At 64.8% G+C, this 26899-nt stretch carries 19 protein-coding genes; 7 read left to right on the top strand and 12 right to left on the bottom strand.

All coding sequences use genetic code 11. The features are described from left to right. Positions 1-31 precede the first annotated feature (31 nt). Positions 32-6154 carry a P-loop NTPase family protein gene (locus tag VEIS_RS08870; RefSeq protein ID WP_157048449.1) on the top strand — a complete coding sequence of 2041 codons (6123 nt, stop codon included), beginning with the start codon at positions 32-34 and terminating at the stop codon, positions 6152-6154. A 47-nt stretch (positions 6155-6201) separates the two neighbouring features. Then, positions 6202-7260 (top strand): hypothetical protein, encoded by a 1059-nt coding sequence (locus VEIS_RS08875; protein ID WP_232287884.1) that lies wholly within the window; start codon positions 6202-6204, stop codon positions 7258-7260. A 305-nt stretch (positions 7261-7565) separates the two neighbouring features. Here VEIS_RS08875 and VEIS_RS08880 read toward each other — a convergent pair whose 3' ends face one another. The 12 genes from VEIS_RS08880 to VEIS_RS08935 form a co-directional block, all read right to left on the bottom strand. Then, on the bottom strand, positions 7566-8069 hold the full coding sequence (locus tag VEIS_RS08880) for an SRPBCC family protein (RefSeq protein WP_198137972.1): 504 nt from the start codon (positions 8067-8069) through the stop codon (positions 7566-7568). A gap of 87 nt (positions 8070-8156) precedes the next feature. Beyond that, positions 8157-9251 (bottom strand): hypothetical protein, encoded by a 1095-nt coding sequence (locus tag VEIS_RS08885; protein WP_011809579.1) that lies wholly within the window; start codon positions 9249-9251, stop codon positions 8157-8159. A 1-nt stretch (position 9252) separates the two neighbouring features. After that, on the bottom strand, positions 9253-9861 hold the full coding sequence (locus VEIS_RS08890) for a hypothetical protein (RefSeq protein WP_011809580.1): 609 nt from the start codon (positions 9859-9861) through the stop codon (positions 9253-9255). After that, on the bottom strand, positions 9846-10826 hold the full coding sequence (locus VEIS_RS08895; RefSeq protein WP_011809581.1) for a vWA domain-containing protein: 981 nt from the start codon (positions 10824-10826) through the stop codon (positions 9846-9848). The genes VEIS_RS08890 and VEIS_RS08895 overlap by 16 nt, the downstream gene beginning before the upstream one ends. Continuing rightward, positions 10813-11892, bottom strand: coding sequence for a hypothetical protein (locus VEIS_RS24710; RefSeq protein ID WP_049773853.1), 1080 nt, complete (start codon positions 11890-11892; stop codon positions 10813-10815). Before VEIS_RS24710 ends, VEIS_RS08895 begins: the two co-directional genes overlap by 14 nt. Before the next feature lie 8 nt (positions 11893-11900). Further along, positions 11901-12773: a DUF58 domain-containing protein gene (locus VEIS_RS08905; protein ID WP_011809583.1), complete on the bottom strand. Its 873-nt coding sequence runs from the start codon at positions 12771-12773 to the stop codon at positions 11901-11903. 30 nt (positions 12774-12803) lie between these two features. Next, positions 12804-13823 carry an AAA family ATPase gene (locus tag VEIS_RS08910; RefSeq protein WP_011809584.1) on the bottom strand — a complete coding sequence of 340 codons (1020 nt, stop codon included), beginning with the start codon at positions 13821-13823 and terminating at the stop codon, positions 12804-12806. A gap of 258 nt (positions 13824-14081) precedes the next feature. Next, positions 14082-14357 (bottom strand): methanol dehydrogenase [cytochrome c] subunit, encoded by a 276-nt coding sequence (locus VEIS_RS08915; RefSeq protein ID WP_011809585.1) that lies wholly within the window; start codon positions 14355-14357, stop codon positions 14082-14084. A gap of 73 nt (positions 14358-14430) precedes the next feature. Beyond that, complete coding sequence (gene moxG / locus VEIS_RS08920; protein ID WP_198137973.1) at positions 14431-14907, bottom strand: cytochrome c(L), periplasmic; 477 nt, start codon at positions 14905-14907, stop codon at positions 14431-14433. After that, a complete protein-coding gene (gene moxJ / locus VEIS_RS08925) occupies positions 14907-15758 on the bottom strand; it encodes a methanol oxidation system protein MoxJ (RefSeq protein WP_011809587.1) in 852 nt (283 codons plus the stop codon). The genes moxG and moxJ overlap by 1 nt, the downstream gene beginning before the upstream one ends. A gap of 12 nt (positions 15759-15770) precedes the next feature. Next, positions 15771-17633, bottom strand: coding sequence for a methanol/ethanol family PQQ-dependent dehydrogenase (locus tag VEIS_RS08930; protein ID WP_011809588.1), 1863 nt, complete (start codon positions 17631-17633; stop codon positions 15771-15773). A gap of 440 nt (positions 17634-18073) precedes the next feature. Continuing rightward, on the bottom strand, positions 18074-19120 hold the full coding sequence (locus VEIS_RS08935; protein ID WP_011809589.1) for a helix-turn-helix domain-containing protein: 1047 nt from the start codon (positions 19118-19120) through the stop codon (positions 18074-18076). A 216-nt stretch (positions 19121-19336) separates the two neighbouring features. Between VEIS_RS08935 and VEIS_RS08940 the strand changes: the two genes are divergently transcribed. Genes VEIS_RS08940 through VEIS_RS27630 form a run of 5 tightly spaced genes read left to right on the top strand, consistent with a single transcriptional unit; the run spans position 19337 to position 26894 of the window. Then, a complete protein-coding gene (locus VEIS_RS08940; RefSeq protein WP_011809590.1) occupies positions 19337-21253 on the top strand; it encodes a hydantoinase/oxoprolinase family protein in 1917 nt (638 codons plus the stop codon). A 17-nt stretch (positions 21254-21270) separates the two neighbouring features. Beyond that, positions 21271-21624, top strand: a complete 354-nt coding sequence (locus VEIS_RS08945; protein ID WP_011809591.1) for an acetone carboxylase subunit gamma — start codon at positions 21271-21273, stop codon at positions 21622-21624. Continuing rightward, positions 21621-23816 carry a hydantoinase/oxoprolinase family protein gene (locus tag VEIS_RS08950; protein ID WP_011809592.1) on the top strand — a complete coding sequence of 732 codons (2196 nt, stop codon included), beginning with the start codon at positions 21621-21623 and terminating at the stop codon, positions 23814-23816. Before VEIS_RS08945 ends, VEIS_RS08950 begins: the two co-directional genes overlap by 4 nt. A gap of 19 nt (positions 23817-23835) precedes the next feature. After that, on the top strand, positions 23836-26094 hold the full coding sequence (locus tag VEIS_RS08955) for a hydantoinase B/oxoprolinase family protein (RefSeq protein WP_011809593.1): 2259 nt from the start codon (positions 23836-23838) through the stop codon (positions 26092-26094). After that, a complete protein-coding gene (locus VEIS_RS27630; protein WP_011809594.1) occupies positions 26091-26894 on the top strand; it encodes a hypothetical protein in 804 nt (267 codons plus the stop codon). Before VEIS_RS08955 ends, VEIS_RS27630 begins: the two co-directional genes overlap by 4 nt. The last annotated feature ends 5 nt before the right edge of the window (positions 26895-26899 follow it).

Genomic DNA, 26899 nt, shown 5'->3' on the forward strand with positions numbered 1-26899 from the left:
ATGTAATACCACAAACAATCGGAGAAGAGCATTGCGCATTGAATCGTTTCCAAAACATCTTGGTGTCTATGGCTTGCCTGCCTCTTTGCTGGACCGGGAAGACCACACGGTTGCTGTGATTGCCTTGATGCGGCGAAAAGCCTGCCTCAACCGGGAAATTCGTCATGCAATTAAGTACGAAATGCAAATTCCGGCGGAGTGGCGAGCGCGAGTAGCCGGACGACTGTCGAAATTCGACGAGCGGATACTGGCTTGCAATCTGAGTCCGGCCGTGCGTTTTCGTACCTTTTGGTCTTGCAGCGGGATGTTTTTGAGTGGGGACGGCAAATGGCCGGTAGGCACAAAGGCATATGCAATGGCACTCGACGTTCAACTGCTCGCCGCGTACAACCCGGACTGGATGCACCTCGGATATGACGAAACTGCAATGTCCGCATCGTGCCCGCAGTGGCGCGGCATTCGGGAGCGGATTCAACGCCTGACCAATCGACCGAAAGAGCAAGTTTCTTTTGGCGTATTCATGTTGTGGCCCAAAGTCCTGGCAGACTTGGCAGCCTGGGACGCACGGGAGCAGGAGCAACGTCTGATCCTCGCGCGAGTCGTCTTCTCACTGTCTTCCGTTGGTGCCACAGATTGGTTTATCAAAGAGGCTTTGACGCGCTGCCCCGCATTGCAAGAAGAGTTGGGCGATCTGGTGCATCCGTCTGAGATCGGGAAGGTGCCGAGCATGGATAGAGAAGAACCTCTCGTGCCCGTTGTCAACGCTGCTGCAACCGCTTGCCAAGAGTGGCGCGCGAGTTGGGATGTGCTGCTCGAAAGGCTTGAGTGCCTCACGGAACGGCTAAAGCAGCCGAGCCTCGAAGGCGTCACGGCGCTGGAGCAACTTTGCGGTGAGCTGGGTGTTGCGGTGCAACAAATGCCTTCTCAAGATGTTGTGGAAAGGGCCAGGCTTGAAGCCGCAGTCAAGGTCTTGGCAGACCATTGCCGCAGTTTGAGCCAAGAGCCTGTACTCGACGGTCTCGTCGATGAACTCGTCGGGAAAGTTCCGGCGCGCTGGCAGTTGGCACAGCAAGAGTGCACTGACGCCAAAGCGCTGGCTGCATTGGCCGACGATGCCGAACGCGCCATGTCCCAGACGATCGATTGCGCGGAGCGTCTTCGACAGGCATGGCAAGAACGAACAGACTTGGAGAAAGCAGTTGACCAAGCCAGTGCCGCCATCACATCCGCCAAGCCTTTTGCAGAGCGTCGAGTGTTGGAACTAAGGAGGCAAGAGAGTTATCGCCTGCTTGCGGATGCAGAGGCTGCGGTGTCCGGACTTGAGGCTGATTTGCTGGCCAGCGCGTCCCCGTTTGAGAAGTCCTTCGACCGTTCATCGAACTATCAAAGCGGACAATTGCTTCAGCAGGATGGGCAAACAAACGCTGTCTTGCCCGAGATTGAGGCAAAACAGCCCGTCGTGGAACCAGTCCCCGCAGAAATTGACGCCCAGCCCAAGGCGCAAACGCAAAGCGCGTGTTGTGAGCTTGTGCTCGAGCAGCACACTGCGCCACTGCAAGCTACGCCACCGATTGCAGCGCCGCCTGTGATGGCGCCTGCATCAGAGCCATCGGTGGCAGCGCCGAACAATGTCGTCGACGTCAAGGTGCCCACGCCTGTGCTTCCAGCGGAGTTTGAAACAAATGTCGATGACAACCTCTACTCGGTCGAGGCGGGAGAGTTGTGCAAACCGATTTGGACTCTGCTTGGCTCACATCAGTTGGGTCTTGCGTATCAATTCACCAAAGCGATTGCAGAACAGAAGCCGACCCTCAGAGTGCCGCCGCCGGCGCTATTGGCTGCTGTCACGCTGGCCAAAGAGCTCGCACTGCCAGACGGTGCCATCAGGGAAGCCCTGACGAACCATTTGAACGAACTCACGTCCGACATGTTTGTTCAGGACGGACCGTATGCTTGGCATACGGCGCTGAACCTTCTGCTGGTCGCTGCGACGTTGCGTCCGATGGTGCTTGCTCCCGGCGTAGGTGCAACGACGGCAGCGGGATACCTGCGCCTATCCAACTATCCTGCGCTGTATCGGTTGGTCGTCGAAATCAAAGAGTTCAGCGAGAGGCTGCAGGGATTCCGGATTGAACCGGCGGCGCTCAAGGCCGCTCGCTCCGAAGCGGGAATGCGCGAGGAATTGGCGCACCTGCAACGAGGTGCGACCGAGTGGTTGGGCGAGCATGCTCCGGCGATGACGATGAAGTTCGCTGCGGCCACAAACGTGTGGCGGCATTGGACGAAGCCACAGGGGGTGCTGCACCAGCTTGTTTCAATTGTTGCGGCCAACAGGTCTACCGACTTGCAACACGCCAAGTCTCTGGTCATGAAGCTATCTGATCCGAACGAATTCTCGCGCCTGGTGCGAGAGACGGACCGCAAAATACTTCGCCGAATCAGGGGAGAAGACATTCACTCTGGCGCGCTTGACCAACTCCAGCGCAGCGTTGCCGAAGCGCGCACCTACGCCCGCAAGTGGATCATTTTGGCCGAATCCGAAGGGCAAAGCGGCAACAGGCTGCGCGAATTGCTCCACGAGGTTAGGCAGACGCTGAGCAAGGCGGCTTCAAGCGTTGACGTCGAACTGGCCAACGGAGATCCCGACGAGTGGGGCCTCGTCGCGGCGGCGCGATCCGTGGTGTCGTCGCAGTTCAAGGCAATGCGCAATCTGTTCGACCCTGCGGCCGAGTTGCTCCCCGCAGAGCCCACTGCGGCCGAAGCGCTCGCACGTGCGGTATTGCTCGTTCCTTGCTTGCACCTGCACGAACGATGGGAACTCAGGACGGAGCTTGCGCAGGTGGTGTCTGCCATTGCGCAATGGTCTGCTTTCCCCGGAACTTTGGAAGATGCTTTCCGGGCACGCTTGGAAAGCGGTGACCTTTTCGGTGCCGAACTCATCGTGCAAAAGTACCCGGACTTCGAGGCCGCAGAGCGATGGCGTGTGGAACTCAAGCGCATGCGAGAGTCTTGGAGAAATGATCTCAACCGCCGCATTGCCGAGGCCCGGCGAGACATGGAGGTAGGTCGGGCATATGGCTATTTGAATGACCAAGACCTTGGTCATTTCGAGACGGAACTCAGGCGCTGCCAAGATCGTGCCGAGCAGGGCCAGTTCGATGTGGCCCTTGCGGCTGTTGACGATGCTCGCAAGGCATTGGCGGAACATCGTGCCAAGCGCACGCAACAGGTTCAACGAGCGCTATCGGAAATCAACCGAACCGCCGAGAGTGCGCCAGGCATCGATGAGGTCGAGCGTGTACTTCGTGATGGCGATGTCGCTACTGCCCATGAGCTATTGCAGCGATTGGTGGAGGGCAAGCCCGTTTGGCCGGAAGAACATGCGCTGGTTGACGGGTTCAAGGAATTCTTCCCGCACACTTTGCAAACCCTGGATGCGTGGTTGGATGCGAATTCACCCCGCAGCGTCATTGAAGGAGCCATGCGCAGTGGTCAAAAGCTCGGTGCGTTGGATTTTGACCCCCTGGGAACTGCACAGCGTGAGCATGCGGTCAAGCTGTTTGGCTTGTGGTCTGAGATCAAATCGAAAAAGCGTGTCGATGCCGGGAAGCTCGAATCGCTGTTTAGCGGGCTCGGGTTTCAGTTCAAGCGAATTCAGGTGGTCACCGAACGGCCGAGTGCGCGCGAAGAAGTCTGGAGCCTGGAGTTGGAGCCGATGAACGACCGCGCGGTGTGTCCGGTGCCGCACTTCGGTTCCATGGCCAAGGGGCGCTATCGCGTGATTTGTGTCTGGGAGCAACTTGCCGACGAGGATATCCTCCAACTCGTGGGCGACCCGACGCTTCAGAAACCAACTATCGTCCTGCACTTCACCCGGATAAAAGAACGCAGGCGCAGGGAACTCGCGCGGATTGCCAAGACCAGTCGCAAAGCGTTCCTGCTCGTCGACGAATTGATGCTGATCTATCTTTTGGCGCAGTCGACGTCAAAGGTCTCGGGCCTGTTTCAACTGGCACTACCGTTCGCATACTCAACGCCGTATGACGCTACAGCCGGTTTGGTTCCCCCCGAAATGTTCTATGGCCGAAGCGCCGAGCTTGATGCGGTCAAGGGGATCAACGGTCGCTGCTTCATTTACGGTGGTCGTCAGTTGGGCAAGACAGCGCTGTTACGTCGTGCGGAGCAGTCGTTCCACGCACCGGACGCGGGGCGATTCTCGCGCTGGGTAGACCTGCGCGCCGAGGGGATCGGCGTCAGTCGTCAAGCCGAAGAGATTTGGGTTTGTCTTGCCGAGCAACTCAAGCTCATCAAGGTACTGGAGGCGGTTGTCCCGATTCCGAGTCCCTCACGCAAAGGAAGCATCGACACCATCATTCAGGAGATCAGACACTTTCTTGGGCAAGATGACGACAGGCGCATCCTGCTGTTACTTGACGAAGCCGACCGATTTTTCGAGCAGGATGGCAAAAAGGACTTCGCCGAGACCCGCCGCCTCAAGCAACTGATGGACGAAACGTCCAGGCATTTCAAGGTCGTCTTTGCCGGACTGCACAACGTGCTGCGGATGACCGAGCGAGCGAACCATCCGCTCGCTCACTTCGGCGAGCCCATCAAGGTCGGACCGCTGGTAGATGAAGACGAAGTCAAGGAAGCTGAGGAATTGGTGCGCCGCCCCATGGCAGCCGCAGGGTTCGAGTTCGAGTCACGAAACCTGGTCATTCGGATCCTGGCACAAACGAACTACTACCCAAGCCTCATACAATTTTATTGCTCGCGCCTTTTGGGGCACATGCAGTCGAGGCTGGCATCGGCACGACACCCACCAGGGCCACGCTACATCATCTCGGACAAGGACATCGAGTCGGTCTACTCAAGTGGAGAACTTCGCGATGAGATCCGCTCCAAATTCCGTCTGACATTACAGTTGGACCCACGCTATGAGGTGGTTGCCTACGCCCTGGCGTGGGCCACTTTGGAGGGCACTTACAAGCACGCAGACGGATTGAACTGGAAGAGCATCCGCGAGAAAGGTGCGCTGCACTGGTGGCCGGAAGGATTCCAGGACACAAGCGAGCGCGATTTCTGCGTGCTCCTTGATGAGATGGTTGAGCTTGGTGTGTTGAGCAGGGCGCGCGAAGGCTACTACACGTTGCGCAATCTGAATATCCTGTTGCTTTTGGGCAGTCGCGATGAAATAGAGGCGGTACTCGTCAAGGATAGAGAGCCATCAGTCGAATTCGAGCTGTCGTCCTTCCGTCCGTCCTTGAAATCATCAACCAACAGTCCGCAACGCAATCCGCTCACGTATCAGCAACTCGACAAGCTCATGCGGCGCGAGAACACAGTGACGGCCATCGCTGGAAGCCATGCGGGCGGCATCTCTGACGTGATCGAGGCTCTACGCGACTATGTTGGAGAGACTGCACAGGTGAAGGTGTTGGAGGACGATTGCCTGGACACCATGTCGTTCACGCACGCTCTCGACCGTGCACTCAAGGCTCGAGAAACTGAAGGAAACACGCTGGTGCTCGTTCCGGCTACGGTTGCGTGGAGTTCGGAATGGATTGAGGCTGGCCGCCAAAAGCTCAACTTGCTCAGAAGCCCAAGCAAGTTCGTGTCCCTTGTTTTCCTGGCGAACCCAGTGACTTTGTGGGGCGCAATGAGCGACAGGGCTACCTTTGCAGACATGCAAGTGCCGTGGATGTCTTTGTTGCCCTGGGCTGACGAGTTCGTCAAGCACTGGCTCACCGAGCAACAACTACCTTCGGAAAAGGAAACTCGCCAGCAAGTTCGGCAAGTGACCGGCTACTGGGCATCGGCTTTGCAGGATCTGGTGAGGAACTGCAATCAGGAAAGCGAACTCAAGCGTCGCATTGAATCCCATTTCATCGGCATGGGGCCTGACCAAATTGATGCATGGGCCAAGTCCTTCGGTTTTGTCGTTTGTGAGCCTCAACTTGTGCTTTGCAGACTGGCCGCATATTGTGAGCCGGTCACCGTAGCTGAGCTCGCTGAGCTCGCGGAGGTCTCTTTGGAGATTGTCGAGCGGTCCTTGAGGTGGGCAGACCTTCTCGGATTGGTCGTTCGTGGGGGTGGCGACTATTGGAGTCTGGACCCTTTCATCAGCGGACTGCTCAACAAACTGGAGAACTGATGCGTCTTTGGAGTCTTCCAGGTCCCAGCCACTTTCTTGACCAAGCGGTGGCTGCACTCAGGGATGGTTGCAGCTTACTTTTGCCGGTGCCTGCACACGGTCTGAATGGCTTGCGAAAAGCGCTCGAAGATCGGCTGCACTTCGATGGCTGGAACGTGGCGCCCGTCGTCGAAGATGATGGTGGTGATCCAGTCGAGCAGATGTTTTCGGCGCTCGGACTCGATGACGGCAATCAAAGGCGAACGGTCGCGCTGCTTCGGCAAAGGCTCGATCCCGGGCAGGTTGTGCTCGTTGACAGGGTCCTGCCGTGCAGTTGGAGCGCTTGGAAGCAGTTCATCGGTGAATACGAAATCGCAAGCCGCAGCATTGGCATGTGTGAGCGCCCGCTCATCGTGCTGTTCACCGAAGGTGTCGCGCTTTTGGAGATGCCGCAAACAGCTGTTGCGCTACGTGCATTGGCGTGGAACAACGTGGTCGGCGAACTCGATGTCTTGCTGTTTGTGACTTCTTTGCTACGTAATGGCACAAGACCCGGCTACGAATTGCGACTCGTCGGACGAATGATTAGCCGCTTGGCGTTGTGGGATTTGGCTGTCGCCGCCTACCTCATCGAGCGCAATCCGGAGGATCTTTTTCACCCTGCGGTAGTGCTCAACGACGCTTTGCGCGAACTCGGGATGCCGGCCGGACTGGACAGGACATGGCAATCCGGTGGTTTGCAGTGCTTTGACGATGTGCAGTGCGCTCACCCCTTCTTGATTGTGCGGGAAGGCGATGCACAGCAAGAGCTGACGATGCGCCTGTGGGCGGCTCAAGCGACTGAGGTGCTTCCGGCGCTCGAGCTGCAACGTCGCAACCTCGTTCGCCTCATGCGGGGGTTGGTTGCAACACCGATAGATGTGGCGGGCATCAGGTACTGCGACCTCAACGATATGGAGATTGGGCCACTGTCTTATGTGGCTCATAGGCAGGGCCTGAGTGACAACATCCAGCGGACGGCGGAAAAGCTCAAGCGATTGCGCAACAAACTCGCGCATCTTGATGCGCTGGACGCGATCGATGTGTTTGACGAAAAGCTGTACCAGCACTCGACGACTGACGACTGACGGCTGACGACGGCAATGTCCAACGCCTGCCGGTGCCTGCACATGGGCTGCATCCGGAGCGATATGCATCTCGTGTGCGGATCGATCCTGATCTCGTGGGTGGCCATTGGCGCTGACATCCGCGCCGGCCAGTTCGGCTCTGCATCGCGCTGGGCGATCTCCCGGTTGACGGCATTGGCGATGGCCTGCACCCGATCCACCCCCGTTGGTTTGCCCTCGATGCGGGCCGGTCGCGCCTTGTGCGTTGCGTCTTGTGTGCCTTGTTCGTCCACGCCTTGGGCACCTCGTCGGGCAAGGCCGCTGCATCAGTTTTGCTTGTCTTCCAGTTTTTTCTTTGCCGCATGCAGTGCGGGCAGCATGAAGTCGCGCAGCGCTTGCACGGCGGCGGCGTCGTCCAGACCCGCTGCGGGCTCGTTGCCGGTGTCGGCGCGGTAGGCGCGCGCGCGCCATTCGAGTCGGCTGCCACTGCCGGCAGGCACGACCCGCAGCCGTGCCGAGTAGGAGCCGACCGGAAGCACCTTGGTGTCTATCGTCCGCCCCGAGCGGTAGGACATGCTCATTTCTGCCGGCAGGTGCTCGTCGAGTTCTTCGCTGACGCCGGCGCCTTGGTCGAAGGTCAGGCGCCGTTTCGAGCCGACGGCGTTGCCTTGGTCGGCCTCGCTGGCCTTCAGGCGCGGGTTCCAGCGCGCTAGCGATCCGAAGTCGCCGACCAGCGCCCACACCGCAGCGGGTGCGGCGGCGATTTCGACCGCTTCATCGATCTTTTGTGGCGTCGGCCCGTGCGCGTGCGCCGATGGCGCGGTCAGCACGGCCAATGCAAATGCCAGGGCCGGCAGTCCACGGTGGCTGCGGCGGTGTGCCGGGTGAGGGTGAGGGTGAGGCTGTGATTTCATGCGTCAAAGGGGTGTGGGTCGGGAAAGGGTGGCAGGGGCGATGCGCCGGCCTGCGCCTGTGGCGCCCGGCAGGGGTTGGCGTTGCCGGCGCCATTCGGGCAGCAGGCCCGCCAGCAGTGCCAGCGCGCCGAGCAGCACCAAAGGGGCGTGCAGTTCGTGGCGCTGTGGCCGTGTGGCGCCGCCTGGCAGTCTTTGCAGCGCGGTGACCACGGTGCCGGCATCGCTGGCCGTATGGACTTGCAGCCCGGTGATTTCGGCGATGCGGGCGAGGACTTCGTCCCGGCGCCACGACAGGTGCTCGGTGCCCGCACTGGGCGGGCGCTGGGGTCGGTTGCGCAGGTCCTCTCCGGCGGCGGCCATGCGCTCTCTGTCCGGCGCAGGAATCGCGGGCTGGGCTCCCGGGGAGGCAAAGGCCGCTGCTTCTTCCTGCGTCCAGTAGCCAATGGTCTGGCCCTGGGCGCCGGTGCGCGGCACGGGCTGGGGTTGCAGGCCGCCGACGCCGAACAGGGCCCCTGCCGGGGTGTTGGCCGATCGGTCAAAGCGTGGCTCTCTGCCGGGGAAGATCGGCGGCGCCTGGTGGCCGTCGGTGAACAAGGCCAGCGCGGTGCCGGGCCAGTGCTGCCGGATCTGCTCCAGCGCCGAGTAGGTGCCGTAAAAGATGTGGCTGTCGGCCGCCCATGCCATGCGCCAGTCGAGGTTGGTCAGCACATCGTCGAGCGCCGCGTAGTGCGCGCAGACTTCGACCGGCGCCATCAGCACCAGGGTTTTGCGTTCGGTGAACACGCCGACGCCGGCACTGTGGCCGCAGGGCAGTTCGCGCACCACGCGGCGCAGGAGTGCGCGTGTGTAGGCCAGGCGTGTGATGGGCGCGGCGTCTGCCGGCAAGTTGCCGTCCGGGGGTTGCCCGTGCATGTCGGCCACGTTCATGCTCTGCGTGATGTCGACGACCAACAAGGTGGTGCCGACGCGCGACGGCCAGGTGAAGCCGGGGCGCAGCAGTGCCAGCGCAAAGGCCAGCACGGCCAGGATGGCGAGCCACCAGCGTGCGCGATGGCGCAGGGCTGTTTTTGGCGTGGACGATGGCCGGGTGCCAGTCATCTCAATGCATTCCGCGCGGCGGCCCGACCATTTCGGTCCAGGCGGCTTTGTCCTTGAGCAGGCGCTGCTGCGCCTCGTCGTCGAGGTCGCTGCCGGAGCGGCGCCAGTTGCGCACCTCCAGATCGGGCAGCACGCGCAATGCAAGCTCGAAGTTGTAGCGGGTGTTCCAGTCGTCGGGCTGTATCCGCAGCGCCCGGCGGTAGCCGGATTTGGCCAGTTGCAGCAGCGCCATCGCGCGTTCCGTGCTGCCTTCGTCGCGCGCGGCCTCGATGCCGCGGCGCAGGTACAGGTTGGCGACGTTGACCCGCACCGCCTGGCGCACGCTGTCGCTGCCCAGTGCTTGTGCGTCTGCGTAGGCGCTCAGCGCTTCGTCGAAGCGGCCCTGCCGCTCCAGCGCGATGGCATGTGCCAGCAGCACCGGTGCCGGCGCGCCGGGCGCCGCAAGCCCCGCGCTCATCTGCTGGTTGGTCTGCGCCGCTTGCCAGGCGTCGAACGCGCGCGCGCCGGCCAGCGCTGCCGCGAGCAAGGCCGTGAGCAGGCACAGCCATGGCAGCCAGCGCCCTGCCAGCAGCATGGGCCGCAGGCGTGCCGGGGTCAGCCGCGCTGCCAACGCTCTATCTCCAGGCTGCGCGCCAGCAGCAGCAGCAGCGCGCACGATAGCGCGATGGCATCGCACCACGGTGCCAAGTTGCGCCGTGGCTGCGCTTGCAGGTAGCGCAGCGGCAGGTTTTGCAGCCGCGAGACATCGCTGATCGCGGCCGCGAGGGCCTGCGGGTTGTCGGCCTCGTACAGCCGGTAGGGTGTGCCCAGGTCTTGGAAGAAGGTGTGGAGGTGGTATTCGGGCGCCACGTCGGCGCCGGCCTGCGGGTCGGGCGGACGGGTAGGGCTGTTGCTGCCGGGCGAGCGCAGGTACACCCAGTACAACTGGACGCGGTATTCCTCGAACAAGCGGCGCAGCTTGATTTGGGCACGCGGCTCGATCTGGGCTGCGCCGTCGGACACGAACAGGATCACGCGCGAACCGGTATGAGGCTGCTCGCCGAACTGCGCCAGCGCCAGCGCCAGGCCGGCCGCGACATTGGTCAGTCCGATGCCCGGCGTCGCTGCGGCGCGCAGCGCGGCGCGCACCGCTTCGTGGTCGGACGACAGGCCCAGCACCTGCATCGGCGCGGTGGAAAACAGGGTCAGGCCGAACAGGTCGAGCGGACGCTCTTTGACAAAGCCGTCGAGCAGCCGCGCTGCGGCCTCGCTCTTGGACTCCTCGCCGGCCTGGCGCGCGGCGGCAAAGCCGTCGGCCATGCTGGCGCTGCGGTCGAGCACGATGGCCAGGTGCGCGCCGGTGCCGGTGCGCTCGATCGGTAGTCCTTGCAGATAGCCGCCGGCCAGACTGAGCGCGGCGGCGGCGAGCGCCAGGCTGGCGGCGCAGCGCAGGCCCATGTCGACCCAGCGTGACGCCGCATCCACGGGCCAGGTGCCGACGCTGGCCCACATCACCCGTCGCTGGCCGTGCAGCCACCATGGCAGCACGGCCAAGGCCAGGCCATAGAGCCAGGCAGGATGCTCAAACTCGGGCATGCGCCCTCCGGCGGCCGGGCGAGCGGCTGAACTCGGCCGCCAGCCGAAACTCGCGCTGCGCCAAGCGGCGCAGCAGTGCGGCCAGGTCCTGCCGTGCCAGCCGCGTGGCGGGGGCGGCAGCCCCGGGGTCGAGGTAGAAGGCGCACTGCGACGCTGCGAATACCTCGCGCACCTGGCTGGCCAGAGGCGCCAGCCCGGGATGCGCGGCGAAGAAGGCGTCGAGCCGATCGGCAAACACCACTTCTGCGGCCGTCGCATCGAAGGCCCGGTGCCAGCAGCGCAGGTCGTCGGCGTCGGCTGGCAGCACCCCGCCCGCACCGGCGCGCGGGCGGGACTTCACGGTGCGCCAAGCCTGGGCGAAGGGCCGGGTGCTGCGCCGCAGCAGCCAGCGCCCGCTGCTCCAGGCCCAGCCGGCCAGCGCCAGCAGCGCCACGCCGAGCCAGATGCCGCTCTCGATCAGCCGGCTACGCACGTCCAGCCGGTTGGCTTGCCAACCCGGGCGCATGCTGTCGACCCAGCCGGCCCGGCGCTCCCACGGCACCAGCGGCGACAGCGATAGCCGGCTGGCCGGCAGCATCAGCCGGGTGATCTGCGCGCCCTTGCGCAGCCGCAGCGGGGTGGCTGGCAACGGCACGTCGGTGGTGTTGTGCACCGTTTTGAACAGTTGCCAAGTGACGGACAACCACCGGCAATTTGCGCAGACGCTGCCGGCCGGCTCGACGCTGTGGCCCCGCAGTTCCAGCGGGCCGTCTTCACGGGTGGGCGCTTGCAGCCCGTCGCGGTCGATCTCCCAGCCCGGCGGCCATTCGATCAGGGCACGGTAGACGAGCAAGTCGCCCAGGTGGCGGGCGCTGTCGCGGGGCGGCTGCGTGCGCAGCAATCGCGGCATCGGCGCGCCATCGGGCGCTGCGGCCGCCGATGTGGTGGCTGACGTAGTGGCCGATGTGGCCGACATGGCCGATGTCGTGGCCGAAGCCGGGAGCGTGCCAAGCATCCAGGCCATCAGCATGGCCAGCGCGATGCCGCAGGCGCTCAGTGGCTCGTCAAACCGGCGGGGGGTCGACACAGGATGTCTCATGTGCCGCCCCGGGCCAGGAAATGCCGCGCCAGCGCTGCCAGGTTCAGCCCGTCTTGCGCCACCAGCAGCGAGGCGCCGTGGCGCCGCGCCATTTGCGCCGCGCCGGCATGGCGCGCCTGTTGCGCCGCAGCCAGGCGATCGGCCAAGCCCGGGTGCAGGAACACCAGCCGCTCGCGCGCGTTTTCCAGATCGGCCAGACGCACCAGCCCCCAGCGGGCTGGCGGCGCGCGCTCCAGGCTGTCGGCCAGCAGCACGACCACGACTTCGTGCTGCGCCAACTGCTTGAGCATTTTCTCGAACAGCGCCATGTCGAAGTAGAGGTCGGAGACCACGAACACCAGAGAGCGCTGCCGTGGCAGCCAGCGGGTCGCCTGCACCAGGCCCTGGGCGCTCGCTTCGCGTGCGGCGCCTTGTACGGCCAGGTCGCGCAGTTGCCGGGCGACATGCTCGCCGGCGTGGCGTGACAGCGTTGGCGGCAGCAGCAGTTCGCGCCGCACGGCGCCATCGCAGCCGATGAAGCCGAACGGGTCGCCGCGACGGAATGCGCCACGCGCCAGCGCCCGGGCAAAGCGGGCGGTGAGTTCGAAGCGCTCGACGCTGCCGGCAAAGCGCATCGAGCGCGACAGGTCGGCCAGCAATACCACCGGGATCCGGCTGCGCTGGCGAAACTCGCGCACCCAGGGCCGGCCAAACGGGTCGGCGACGCTGGCGCGCAGGTCGATGCGGCGCGCATCGCGCCCCACGGCAAGCGGCACCACGCCGCGAAACTCTTCGCCGCTACCGGCCACGCGGGAGCGGTGGCTGCCGGGGTGCACATCGGCGGCGCGCCAGCGGATGCGGTAGGCAAGCTCTTCGGCGGCGCGGGTCATGGAGCGCTCGATGGTGTCACGGCGCTGGCGTCACGGTGCGGCGACCCGGCGCAGTATCTCCGCCGCCAGGGGCCGTGCAATCTCGGCCCGCTGCGCCTCGTACACCGGCTGCAATGCCAAGCGGTGCGCGATGGTGTCGACGAACACCGTGCGCAGGTCTTCGGGCACGATCGCCGCGCGGCCCTCCAGCCAGGCATGCACACGCGCCGCGCGGACCAGCATCGCGACACCACGCGGGCCGGCGCCGGCCGCCATCAGTTCTTCGACTTCGATCTCGGGCAACAGCACGCCGTAGCGCGCCGGCTCTCGCGTGGCCAGCCACAGTTCCGTGCCGTAGTGGCGCAGGGCCGGGCTGGCGCTGATGGTGTGTTGCAGCGTCGATGCCAGCCCATCGAGTTGCGCCGGGTCGATCAGACCTTCGGGAACCGGCGATAGCAGCGCCTGCGTGTCGTGGAAGCGGGCATCGAACATCAGCGCTTCGAGGTGTGCCCGATCGGTGGGCGCTTCGATCAGGATCTCCATCAGAAAGCGGTCGCGCGACGCGGCCGGCAACTCGAAGGTTTCCTCGCGCTCGACCCGGTTGCGGTCGGCGAACACCGTCAGGTGGGCAAACTCGAATTCGCGGTTGAACGCCGCAATGGTGCGCTCGGCCATCAGCCGCAGCAGCAATGCGTGCACCTGCGGGCGCGCACGGTTGATTTCGTTGAAGAAGAAGACCGAGAGTTTTTCGCCCTGCGCCAGCAGCGGCCCGGGCAGCACGCGGGGGCGGCCGTCGTCACCGAGCTGGGTGTAGTAGATCAGGTCGCTGGGCATCAGGTCGATGGTGCCCTCGATGCGCTGGTAGCCGCCGCCGATGCCCCGCGCCAGCGCCTGTAGCAGCGTGGTCTTGCCGACGCCGACATCGCCTTCGAGCAGCACATGGCCCCGGGCGAACAGCGCGACGACCACGCTGCGCACGGGCTTGGGCATACCGACCATCACGGCATTCAAGGCATTTTCGAGCGTGAGGGCGCGTTGCCGCCAGTCCGCGAGCAGGTTGTCGGAGGTCATGGGGGAAAAGAAAGGGTGGCGCCAGGGGACGAAGGGCTTTTGGGCAGCATTCAACCCAAGTCCCATACGCCATGTGCCATGTGCCCCTGGCTAGGGGCGTTTGCGGCTTTGCAAAACCGCGCGATGGCTGCGGCTATTGCCGGGCGTGCGCCTGGCATCCTTGCCGGCCCGGGCGCATGCCATCGCGGGGACTCGCTCAGCGTTCATCGATGAACGGCGGGGAGGTACAGCTGTTGGGGCGTCTGGCGGGCGGCGTCTTCAGTTCACGTCGAACTTGAAGGTTCCCGTCGCACGCGCATTGGCCAAGCGCTTGGCGTTGCGCTCTTCCATCGACTGGACGGCCTGCTGGTTCTTGTTCAACTCGGCAGGGTCGTGCTTGGGGTCGTACTTGCTGCCGGCCAGTTTGGCGGGATAGCCGGGTTTGGGTTCCCAGCAATCGCCGGCGGCCTTGCAGTTGGTGCCGTCGTAGGCTTGGGCGCCGGCACCGATGAACAGGGCTGCGGCGGCGATGGACAGGGCATGGTATGTCTTCATGTGAGTCTCCTTGAGGGTCTGGGGTTGGGGTTGGTGATATGGCGTGGGCCGGGTCCGGTTCGGGCCCACTCCGCTATTTGGTCCATGCGGCCTTGGCCGGATCGCCCACATAGATGGAGCGCATCCAGGCCATGAGTTGCAGGATTTCGTCCTGCGTCAAGCGGCCGCGCTGGGGCCCCATGGAGCCGGCCAGTCCGCCGTAGACACTGGAGAACAAGCCGGCGTCGGTGTTGTTCTTCGGGTAGGTCCAGTAGTCGTCCGCCAAACCTGGCCCGAGTTTGCCCTCGGCCTTGTGGCCGTGGCAACCGGAGCAGGCGGTCGCGAACAACGACTCCCCTTTCTTGATCGCGGCGGCGTCCTTGTTGTAGGGGTTTTTGCCGGTCTCCTTGAATGCCTTGACGGCAGCCGTCTCGGTCTCCTTGAGCCCGCCGAAATTGAGCGGCGTGCCTTCGATCTGGTGGTAGAAACGCGGTGCTTGGGCCATGCCGTGCACGCTGAACTGGAGCGCACTCAGCGCGATGGGGATGGCGTAGAAGGCGCGACGGATCATCATTGGCGCACGACCCCTGCTGCTGCGGCCATGGGCGCGGTCTGTGGCGTGAGGGCGGTAATCCCCTCGCTGCCCAGGACTTGGTCGAAGACGGGTTGCAGGCGGGCCATGGCCGTTTCGATCTGCGATAGCAAAAGGGTGTTGCCCTTCTTCACGCCGATCGAGGTGTCGTAGCTGAAGATCACCCGCTCGCCGTCGCTGCGCCGCGCCTCGGGCACGACCACCGAGCGCAACGGCTCTTTGCTGGCCTTGACATAGCGCGCCACGGCCGGCGCCCAGGCCACTGCGACATCGATGCGGCCTTCGGCCAGGTCGCGCACCAGCTTTTCGACGTCGTAGCGCACGAAGCGGTTGCGCATGGCCCTGTTGCCGCCCAGGGACATCAGGTAGGAAAAAGAGTCCGAGTAGCGCCCGATCTGGCGCAGCATGGTCTCGGCCGGCGTGCCGGGAATCACGCCGAGCTTGGCCGTCTTGAGCACCTCGCTGTTCCAGTCGCGCACGTCCGGCGCGTCCTTGGCCCGGGTGAGGAACACATAGCTGGAGCGGTAATAGGGACTGGTGGTTTGCAGCCGCGGGTCGCCGCTGTCGACGCCGAGCATCACATCGCACATGTCCTTGTCGATACCGTCACGCACGATGTAGCGCGGGTCGGCGAACGGCACCCGCTCCACCGCCATGCCCAGCGCGGCGCCGAGCTGCGCGGCCAATCGATCCTCGAAGCCGGCGCCGGTGGCCGTGCTGTATGGCAGGTCATCGTCGGCGGCACAGACCCGCAACGTTGGCGCGGCTGTCGCCGCCGCTGCGGCGAGCAGCAGCGCCGCCGCAACACTGATGAAGCGCATCGGGTCCATGTCGCCCACCTCTTACAGCGAGAAGACCATCATGCCGCCACCCATCTTGGTGTACTTTTGCAGTTCCTTGAAGGCTCCCACCGCGCCCAGGCCGGCCGTCGGGTCGGTCAGGTCGAACACCAAGCCCACACCCGGCCAGCCACCGACGCCGTAGTAGATGGCGACATACTGCTTGCCCCGGTGCTCGTAGGTGACCGGGTGGCCGATCACGCCCGACGGCAGCTTGAACTGCCACAGAAGATCGCCGGTGTCGGCGTCGCGGGCCTTGATGAACCCGTCGAGCGTGCCGTAGAAGACCAAGTCGCCGGCAGTGGTGGTGGTGCCACCCCAGACCGCGAACTTCTCATCCTTGGTCCACTTGAACTTCGACGTTTTGACATCGTAGGCCTTGACCTGGCCCATATTGCCGTTGTTGCCCGGTGTGGCATACATGTTCAGCGTGGCGCCGACGAAGAACTGGCCCGCCCGGTAAGGCAGCATGAACGGCTCCCAGTCCATGCAGATCATGTTCGTGCCGAACATCATCAGCTCACGCTTCTTGTCGTAGGAGTCGTGGCCCTGGTTGTGGTAGCCCATCGCCGAGGGGCAGATGCCCTTGGCCTGGTGGTCCATGCGGGTGCTGTACTCGGGGTCGCGGATCGGCACCCCCTTCTTCATGTCGTAGCCCTTGAAGACATTGACCGTGGGGTCGATCTTGTCGGCCCGCACGAGGTTGCCGCTCTCGCGGTTCAGCGTGTAGACGATGCCGTTGCGGTCGGGGTGGGTCAGCAATTTTTGCTTCTTGCCGTCCACCACCTGCTCGGACAGGCCGATCCAGTTCACGCCGGCATAGTCCCATTCATCGTGCGGCGTCTTTTGGAAGGCGAACTTGGCTTTGCCGGTCTTTACGTCGCGGCTCCAGATCGACATGGTCCACTTGTTGTCGCCGGGGCGCATGGTCTCGTTCCACGGCGCGGGGTTGCCCGATCCGTAGAAAAGCTGCTTGAGCGACGGGTCGTAGGCGTACCAGCCCCAGTTGGTGCCGCCGCCGATCTTCCACGCATCGCCTTCCCAGGTGCTGGTGCCCAGGCCCTTTTGGCCATAGTGCGGGTTGGTGGCGTTGAAGTTGTCCGCCAGCAGCAAGTCGCTGTCGGGGCCGGTGGCATAGGCGCGCCAGACCTGCTCGCCATCCTTCATCCTGTAGGCGGTGACGTACCCGCGCACGCCCAGTTCGGCACCGGAGGAGCCGATGATCACCAAGTCTTCCACCACCAGTGGCGCCTGCGTCAGCGTGGAGCCGACGCTCGGATCGGAGTTTTCCATCTCCCAGATGACCTTGCCCGTCTTGGCGTCCAATGCCACGACGCGGCCATCGAGTTGGGTCTTGAAAATCTTGCCGTCACCATAGGCCAGACCGCGGTTGACCACATCGCAGCAGGCCACGGCGCGCACCGACGCATCCTGCTTTGGCTTGTGTTCCCAGAGAATCTTGTTCGGGTCGTTCAGGTCGATCGCGTAGGTGATGTTCGGGAAGGGCGTGTGCACGTACATGATGCCGCCGACCACCAGGGGCCCGCCTTCATGGCCATGCAGCACGCCGGTGGAAAAGGTCCAGGCGGCCTTCAAATCCTTGACGTTCTTGCGGTTGATCTGGGTCAGGCCGCTGTAGTGACTATGGTCGTAGTCCTTGCCCTGCTGGGCCCATTGCTTGTGGTCTTGCGCCAGCCGTATCAACTCGTCGTTGGCCAGCGCCGTCTGCGACAGTCCGGCGAGCATGCCGCCCGCCAGCATCAGCCGGAGGGCACATGCCACCGTGGCCAAGCGCGGCGACGCCGCATTGGCGTTGCCGGACAGACGCCCCTTTTGAGACGGATGTCCCTTTTGAAATGCTTTCATTGAAGTCTCCTGTGTTATCCCGGGTTGATAGACAAACCGAATATTCTGAACACCGCTACGGTACCGGGGCGATGTGCCGGAGGTCTTGGAGCGCGTTCTCCGCCGACCCTTGCAATCACCCGCTGTTTCAAACGGTGAACGAATCCTAGGAGCCTTCTTGGTCGCAGGACAGTGAAATTGTCCCGTTGGCTACGGGATAAACTCACGAGATGAATCCAAAAATGTAACTACTCAGCCACCAGACCCATGGCCCACGCCGATCCACCAAAACGGGTTCGAGCGCTGCGCCCCGCAAGGCCGGGGTGAGCGCACTGAAACGCTGCTGGGCGCCCGGCTTGTGTGCCTGGCCGCCACCCCGAAAAGCGGGGCCGAACATACCTGTTTGCGCGTGTCTCCGTATGCAGCGCGCAAGGTGCGGGCGCGCGGCCATGAGCGCCGTGTCAGCGGCCGGCGTCCGTCGCGGAGTTCAGGCGCTGCTGGAATTGGCCGGGTGATACGCCGACCACGCGCCGGAACGCGCGGCTGAAACTGGCCGGGTCGGTGAAGCCCAGGCCGAGCGCAACCTGCACCACCGTCGCTGCGGGGTCGGCCAGGAGTTCGCAGGCCCGCTCGAAGCGCACCTTCTGCGAGAGGTCGCGGAACGTCAGGTTCTCCTTTTTCAGGTGGCGATCCACCGTGCGCGCCGACAAGTTGATGCGGCGCGCCAGGTCGTCCAGCGTGACCAGTTCGCCCAGGTCATCGCGCAGCATCATGCTCACGTAGTCGCCCCATCCGGGGTCGCCGGGCGGCGGCCTTTGCCCCAGTATCCCGCAGCGTTCGTCGACCTCTTTCACGACATGCGGGTCGGCCATGGGCAGGGCCTTGTCCAGCAGATCGGCGCCCATGACCACGCGAACTCCGCCCAGCCCCCGCTCTCCGAAGTGAAATCGCGCCGGTGCCAGCGCGCGGTAGCGGGCGATATGGGATGGCTCGGGCATGGACAGATGGATGTCGTAGACGGGCGTGTCCTGCCCGAAGGTCAGCCGCACCTGGTTGCCGTGCGAGGTGGCCATCACCTCATACATGAAGCGCAGAGTCTCCGGCGCAAAGCTGGTGACGGGCGTGTACACCGCCTCGCCGTGCGACCTGGTGCGGCGATACGTCATCGTGAACGTCTCGGTCATCAGGTGAAAGTGCCGGCTGACCATCCACATGACCTCATCGAAGTTGCGGCAACTCCACATGCCGTAGCCGAGCAGATCGTGCGAGTTCATCTTGATCAGGCTGCCCATCTCGAAGCCCAGATCGGTGCGTCCGGTGAGTTGGCGCGCAGACGCCACGAAGGCTTCGATCTCGGCCGGCAGCAGCGGCATCTTGCGCCGATCGAAGCGTGTCTCCTCGAAACCTGCCTTGCGCAGCAACTGCGCCGTTTCGACGCCCTGCCGGCGCAGCGCGTCGAGCAGCAAGACGAAATAGCGCACCGGACTGCGCTTGGCGGGAGCCGTCATGGGGTATCACCGGGGGTCAGGGTATTCACTCATTTGGCGGGAATTGTCATGCCAGCGTCCGGTACGGCAATCGCGCGCATCGCGCGCCGTGCCAATGATCTCGCGTAGCGAACCAAGAGCCAACCGTGTCCGGCAAGCGAGCCGATGCTAGTCCCCGGACCGGTTTTCGTCTACCGAACTTGCCACAGGGGCATCGCCGACCTGCGCATCCCAACCATGACACCAGAAACCCCCCGCTCCACGCTGATCTGCGTCGACAACGGTGGCACGCTCACCGACGCGATTGCGGTGCGCGGCGGCCGCTTTTTTCGCGCCAAGGCGATCACCACTGCGCACGATCTGAGCCAGTGCTTCATCGAGTCGATCGCCGCGCTGTCGCGCGAGATTTTCGGCGAGACCGCCATCGAGCGCCTGCTCCAGGAAACCGGGTCGATCCGCTACGCCACGACCCAGGGCACGAACGCCTTGGTGCAGGGCCGCGACAAAGGCCCACGGCTCGGGCTACTGCTGCCCGAGGGCATGGCCGCCACGGCGCTGCTGTCCACGCCGAATGAGCAGGCATTGTTCGCCGCATTGGTCGGCGAGCGGGTCGGCCATATCCGCGACGACGCCGACGACCTGGCCGTGATCGAGGCGGTCAATGCGCTGCTGCGCAAGGGCTGCAACCGCATGGTCTTGGCGCTCGACGGCAGGCAGTACGGGGCGCGCGAGCTCGCCTTCCGGCGCGTCTTCCTGCGCTGCTTTCCGCGCCACTTCCTCGGCGCCGTGCCCCTGCTGCTGGCGCACCAGTTGACGGACGACACCAGCGTCGGTCGCCGGACCTGGACGGCGTTGCTCAACGCCTTTTTGCATCCGACGATGGAGCATTTCCTGTACCACGCCGAAGGCGAACTGCGCCGCCACGGCGCGACGCGGCCGCTGATGATTTTTCGCAATGACGGCAATGCCAGCCGGGTGGCCAAGACCGTGGCATTGAAGACCTACAGCTGCGGCCCGCGCGCAGGCGTCGAAGGCGCTCGCGCCTACGCACGGGCCTATGGCGTTTCGCGCATCGTCAGCTTCGATGTCGGCGGCACCACCACGGACATCAGCATGGCCGGCGCCGAGGTCATCGATGAGATGGCGCACGGCCCGGTGGCAGGTGTGCAGACCTCCTTTGCGCTGTGCAACATCCTCAGTGCCGGCATCGGCGGCAGTTCCGTGCTCGGCTGGAGCGGCAATGGTTTCGAGGTGGGTCCGCAGAGCGTGGGTGCAGTCCCCGGCCCGGCCTGCTTCGGCCGTGGCGGCAAACGATTGACGATGACCGATGTCTACCTGCTCGGCGGCTGGTTCGATCCAGAGACATACTTTGCCGGCCGGCTGCCTATCGATCGCGCCCTTTCTGCGCAGGCGCTGCACGAGCATGTGTCTGGCCCGGCCAAACTGGAACAGGACGCCGCGTTGCTCGCACTGGACGACGCCTACCACCGGGCCATGGCCGACGCCATCGCGGCGCACACGGCGCCAGCGCGCGACACGCTGCTGATGGCCATCGGTGGCGCCGGACCCATGAGCGCCTGCAGCGTCGGCCAGTTGCTCGGCGTCGACCGCGTGATCGTGCCACATGCAGCGGCCGTGTTCTGCGCCTACGGCATCGGATTTTCGGATGTGCGCTACCGCTACGAGGCCGTCGTCGGCGAGGATGTCCGGGCGACCTTCGAGGCGCTGATGCAGCGCGCGGGCCGCGACATGTATGCCGAAGGCTTCGAGCTCGGCGGCTGCAAACTGATGCGCTCGCTGATCGTCGACGGCCAGGCCGATGTGGCCGTCGATGGTGAGCACTGGCCCGACACCATCCGGCCCGATACGCGCCTGCGCCTGGAGATCGTGCGCCCTCTGCAGTCGTTCCCGGTGGCCGAAATCCTTGCCGTCGACCCGCATCCGGCGACGACCACGCGCAAGCGCAACTGCCTGCTGCCCGATGGACGGCGCCTCGATCTGCCGCTGTATGCGCCACAGGAGCTCCAACCCGGCGCGCAGGGCGACGGCCCCGCCTTGCTGGAGGACGCCTACACCACGGCGCGCGTGCTGCCGGGCTGGCGCTTTGAAATCACGGCCAATCGCGACATGCTGTTGCAGCGCAGTGCTCACTGAAACCGAAAGGGCAAGCAATGAAAATCAACATGACCGAGGCCCTGGCCATCGACATGGATCGGTGCGGCTGGGTCTGCCGCAAGTGCGGCCATGAGCATGGGCCAGCCGAGCAAAATTACAAGCAGGGTCTGCTGGTGTATGCGCGCGATCCGCGCCAAGTGCATCAAGCCATCATCGACCCGCAGCAGTACGCCAAAACCTTCGCGCCGCAGCCCGAATGGGTGCGCATCATCGAGTACTACTGCCCGCAGTGCGCGCTGCTCGTCGAGGCCGAGTACCTTCCGCCCGGCCATCCTCCGGTGCACGACATGCAATTCGACCTGGCAAGCTTGCGCGCGCTGGCCGCCCGCATCCAAGGGGCCGCGCAATGAAGCGCGTCTCGGTCGATATCGGCGGCACCTTCACCGACTGCTTTCTCGTCTGGAACGAGCGCAAGTTCGGCGGCAAGGCGCTGACCACGCACCACAACCTTGCCGTCGGGTTTCAGGAAGCACTCGGCAATGCGTTCGTGCAAGCCGGTGTGCCCGCAGACATGTCGCTGGCAGACCTCGATTCGATCCGCTATGCAACGACGCTTGGCACCAATGCGCTGATCGAGCGTGGCGGGCCCCGTGTCGGGCTGTTGGTCACCGCAGGGTTCGAGGCCACAGTGCCGCTGTCACGCGGCCGGGGCTACGGCGACGGCATGTCCGACAGCGTTCAACGGGATCTGCCCAATGCCACGCGGCCGCAGCCGCTCGTGCCGATGGCGCTGATCGCCGGTGTTCGTGAACGGGTCGATGGGTTCGGCGCCATCGTGATCCCCCTCGACGTGGATGACTTGCGCGCGCAGTTGCGCCTGCTCGTGGACCAGGGCGCGCAGGCCTTTGTCGTGGCGCTGACAAATTCGGTCGTCAACGCCGAGCACGAACGTCTGGTCGAGGAGATCATCCTCGACGAATACCCCTCCCACATGCTCGGCGCGCTGCCGGTCACGCTGTCGCACCGCGTGTCCGGACGCAAGTCGGAATATGCCCGCACCAACTCGGCCATCATCAACGCCTATTTGCACGCGGTGATGTACCACGGGCTGGCGGCGATGGAGCAACGGCTGCGCGACGCAAGCTACACGCGCCCGATGATGCTGGTGCACAACTCGGGTGGCATGGCGCAGCTCAATTCCACATCGGCGCTGCAAACGATTCACTCCGGACCCGTGGCGGGCATCAGTGCGGCCGAGCAATTGGCCGCCGAGTCGGGCATCGACAAGCTCGTGTGCGCCGACATGGGCGGCACATCGTTCGACATCAGTCTGGTGGTTGGCGGCGATGTCAAGTTCTACGACTTCAATCCCGTCATCGACCGCTGGCTCTGCACGACGCCGATGATCCACCTGTTGTCGCTGGGTGCCGGCGGCGGCTCGATCGCGCGTGTCGACGCCATATTCCACACGATCGAAGTCGGCCCGGAAAGCGCCGGCTCGGAGCCAGGCCCGGCCTGCTTCAACCAGGGCGGCACGATGCCCACCGTAACCGACAGCGACCTGGTGCTCGGTTACCTCGACCCGCTCAACTACGCCGCCGGGACGATCACGCTCAACCTGCGGCGCGCACAGCGGGCGATCGAAGACGAGATCGTCGAGCGGCTTGGCATGAGCGCTGCCCGGCCGCCCGAAGGCGCTCATACCGCAGCCGAAGGCGCAGGTATTCCGCTGAGCGTGACGGACGCGGCCCTGGCCATCAAGGCCAAGGTCGATGCCAACATGGCCATCGGCATCGGACGCGAACTGCGGGCCAAGGGCTACGAACCGGCGGACTTCACCCTGCTGGCCTATGGCGGCAATGGGCCGCTGCACGCCTGCGGCATCGCCGACGCGATCGGCATGAAGCGCATCTTCGTGCCACCGTTCAGCGCCGTTTTCTCGGCGCTGGGCGCCGGCAACCTGGACCAGATCCATATCCACGAGCACAGCAAGATCTTCTGGCTCTACGACCCCACCTACAAGGAAGTCATGAGCGACTTCGACGAGTTGAACGCGCTGATCGAATCCCTGGAAACGGGCGGCCGCGAGGACATGCTGCGCCAAGGGCTGCCCGCCGAGCGCGTGCAGCACCGGCTGGAGTTGGACATGCGCTATGGCAATCAGCTCGCCCAGACCTCGGTGGTGGCCGGCCTTGCGCGTTTCACGAGCGCCCGCGATGTGCTGAGCGTCATCGGCCGTTTTGCGCAAGACTATCAGCGCCGTTTCGGCCCAGGCAGCGCGCAGCCGCAGGCTGGCGTGGTGATCACGGCCGTGCGCGTGGTGAGTTTTGCCGACAGCGAGCGCATCGACTTCAGCGCGCTGCGCGCCGGGAGCGTCGCCTGCGCTGGGCCTGCGCAACCCGCGGCACACCGCCGCTGCCACTTCGGCGCGGCGCCCGGGGGGGTGGAAACACCGGTGTTCACCTTCGAATCCCTCGTGCCGGGCCAGCGCATTGCCGGGCCGGCGGTGGTGGTGTCCAGGGTCACGACGATCCTGATCGAGCCGCAGTGGCATTTCGTCCTTTGCCAAGAGGGCGCGGCCTGGATGACGCGCGCGCATTGAACCCGCAAGGAGCCAGGACATGAAAAACGATCTGAACCCCGATGAACGCGAAGCCTTTGAATCGGTGGAGGCTTTCCTGAAGAACCAGACCGTGTTCATCGGGCCCGACCCCGACATCATGCGCGACCATGGACTGGCGCCGCGCACCCCGCGCGAGCACGCGCTGCTGGCCCGCGACTGGGAGCGCGATCGTGTGGGCCTGATGCGCGACCGGCTGATCTCCAACTGCAACGAGACCTGGCAAGTGATGAGCGCAATCGCCTCGTCTCCCGGCGCCAAGTGGGGCGATTCCATCACCGGCATCTGGACCGCTTCGGGCGATCTGGCCGTGGTCAGCACCGGCGGCGTGCTCGGCTTCGCCTCGATCACGCACTATGCGTTGCGCCACATCATGAAGTACTGGCGTGGCGAGCCGAGCATAGGCGTCAATGATGGCGATGCCTTCATGCACAACGACGCGCGCTGGGGCTCCATCCACCCGGCCGACTTCGCCACCTTCATGCCCGTGTTCGCCGGCGGCGAGTTGGCGTGCTGGGTTGGCTGCTCCGAACACCTGGGCGAGAACGGCGCCATCGAGCCGGGCGGCCTGAGCGCGCTGGCCGAGTCGGTCTACGGCGAGGGCCTGCGCATCTCGCCGATGAAGATCGCCGAGGGCGGCGAACTCAAGCGCGATCTGGTGACCTTCATGCAGAACATGGTGCGCGACCGCGCGCTGATGTACGAGGACATGAAGGCCCGCCTGGCCGTCTGCAAGACACTGGTGCAGCGCGTGCACGACGCGATTGCCGAGTTCGGCGCCGACGATTTCATCGGCATGCTCCGGCTGGGGCTGGAGGACGTGCAGGCCGAGGTGCGCCGGCGCATCGCCGCGCTGCCCGACGGCACGACGCGCGCCATCGCCTTTGCCGACAGCACGCTGCGCGAGCAGGCCTACATCAAGTGCAACGTCGAACTGCGCAAGAGCGGCGAACGCCTGGTGGTCAATGTGCGCGGCAGCGCGCCGGAGTTTGCCAACCGCACCATCAACTCGGTGCTGGGCTCCACGAAGGCCGTCGTCGGCAACCTGCTGTGCGGCTTCGTCTGGCCCGACCTGCCGCGCAACCAGGCGGTGCTGGCGCCGGTGGAGTTCGAGGTCGATCCGGGCTCTTGCCTGAACTCCAGCTTCGAGACCCCGAATTCCATCAGCATGCTGACGCTGTTTCCCACCTTCACCGCCCTGCAGGTGGCCTTTACCAAGCTCTCCTACGCCGCGCCGCAGGCACGCACCCGGGCCCTGGCGCCCTGGTACAACATGATCAACACCTACATCTACGCCGGCGTGAACCAGCGCGGCCAGATGGTGGCCAGCATCAGTGCAAACGTCAACGGAATGCCCGGCGGCGCGCGCGATGGCGCCGACGGCGAGCACTCCATTGCCGCGCTCTTTTCCATCATGGGCGACCTGCCCGAGATCGAGGTGCAGGAACAGGAGGTGCCCTACCTCAGCCTGATTGGCAAGAAGCTGCTGCGCGACAACCAGGGCTTTGGCAAGTTCCGCGGCGGCTCGGGTTTCCAATGGGCCATCTCGCCCAAGGACAGCCCGCTCTGGGGCTTTGCCACCGTGGCCAGCGGATCGGCCTACCCGAACATTTCGGGCATATTCGGCGGCTATGGCTGCGGCACCTACCCGATCTGCAAGGTGCTGGGCGTGGACATCTTCGAGCGCATCGAAGACGACCCGCGCGCATTCGCCAGCTACGACCTGGCCGAGATCATGAACCAGCGCCCGATCGCAGGCGCCCGCTACGAAACCCACACCATGGCCATGCCCTTCGAGTTGGCGCAGCGCGGCGACATTTATTTGATGAGCCAGGGCACCGGCGGCGGCTGGGGCGATGTGCTCGAGCGCGAACCGCTGTCCGTGTGGCGCGATGTGTGCGACCAGATCCTCTGCGCCGCCGTGGCCCGCCAAGTCTATGGTGTGGTGCTGCACGCGCAGACCCAGGCCCTGGACGAAGACGCCACACAGCGTGTGCGCGCCCAACTGCGCGCCGAACGCCTGGCGCGCGGTCGGCCCTATGCCGAGTTCATCGCCGACTGGGTCACGCCCGGGCCCAGCGGCCTGCCCGCCCCCTATTTCGGCTGCTGGGACAAGCCCGACGAAATCTGGATGGGCAACGAGGAGGTGCCTTCCCCGGCCGATGCGTTGCAGCCCGTGATGATGCAAGACCCGCAATGGCTGCGCATCCGCGAGCTCGAGGCGCAGGTGCGGCAACTGCGCGCGGAGCGCACGGCATGAGCAAGAGCCGATTCCCCGGCCCGGCCCTGCGGGGCGGCCCGGCACTGTGCCTGGACGCGCTCTCCTACGCCCGGCGGGTGTTCGGCAACGATGACGAGCACTGGTTCGGCACCCCCGCGCTGCTGGCCGTGTGCCGTCCGATGGCGCAAAGCCTGCATCCGGACTGGTTCGTCTTGCCGCTGCGCGAATGGGTACAGGCCTGGTGGCAGGCCCACGGCCGGCCCGGGCAAGGCATGGTCAAACCCCGGCGTGCACTCCAGGCGCGCCTGGAGGACCCCAGGCTCAGGGCGGCACTGCTGGATGCGCTGCGCGCCTTGCACAGCGCCATCGGCAGCACGGCCGGCCTGGCGCTGCAGATAGACGGGCCCGGGCCATGGCTTTCCTGGGTCGGCGCCGCTGCCGATGTGGATGCGCTCGACGGGGCCGACGCCGAGGACGTATCGGTCTATCTGGCGGCGCTGCTGCACCGTCTCGCGGGCAGCGGCCTGGGGGCCTTGGTGGTGCAGCAGCAGGCCGGCCTGGGCACCGACCCGGCCGAGCTCTACGCCGCCCTGACCAATGCCGCCGGCCACCACGGCTGGCCTTGCGTGCTGTGCAGCGCGACCACGCATGGCGTCCCCCGGGGCTTTGACGCGCTGGCCGTACACCCGGCCATACCCGGCATGGGCCTGTGGTGCAACGAAGCCAACTGGGTGCGCCAGGCCACGCCCGGCGTCCCCTTTGTCGTGGCCCGGGTTCCCGCCCAGGCCGCCCCCGACGACGTGCTGGCGCAAATTGCGCGCTGGCGCAACCAATCCTGACAGCG

Source organism: Verminephrobacter eiseniae EF01-2, assembly GCF_000015565.1.
In the GTDB taxonomy this organism is placed as follows: Bacteria; Pseudomonadota; Gammaproteobacteria; order Burkholderiales; family Burkholderiaceae_C; genus Acidovorax; species Acidovorax eiseniae.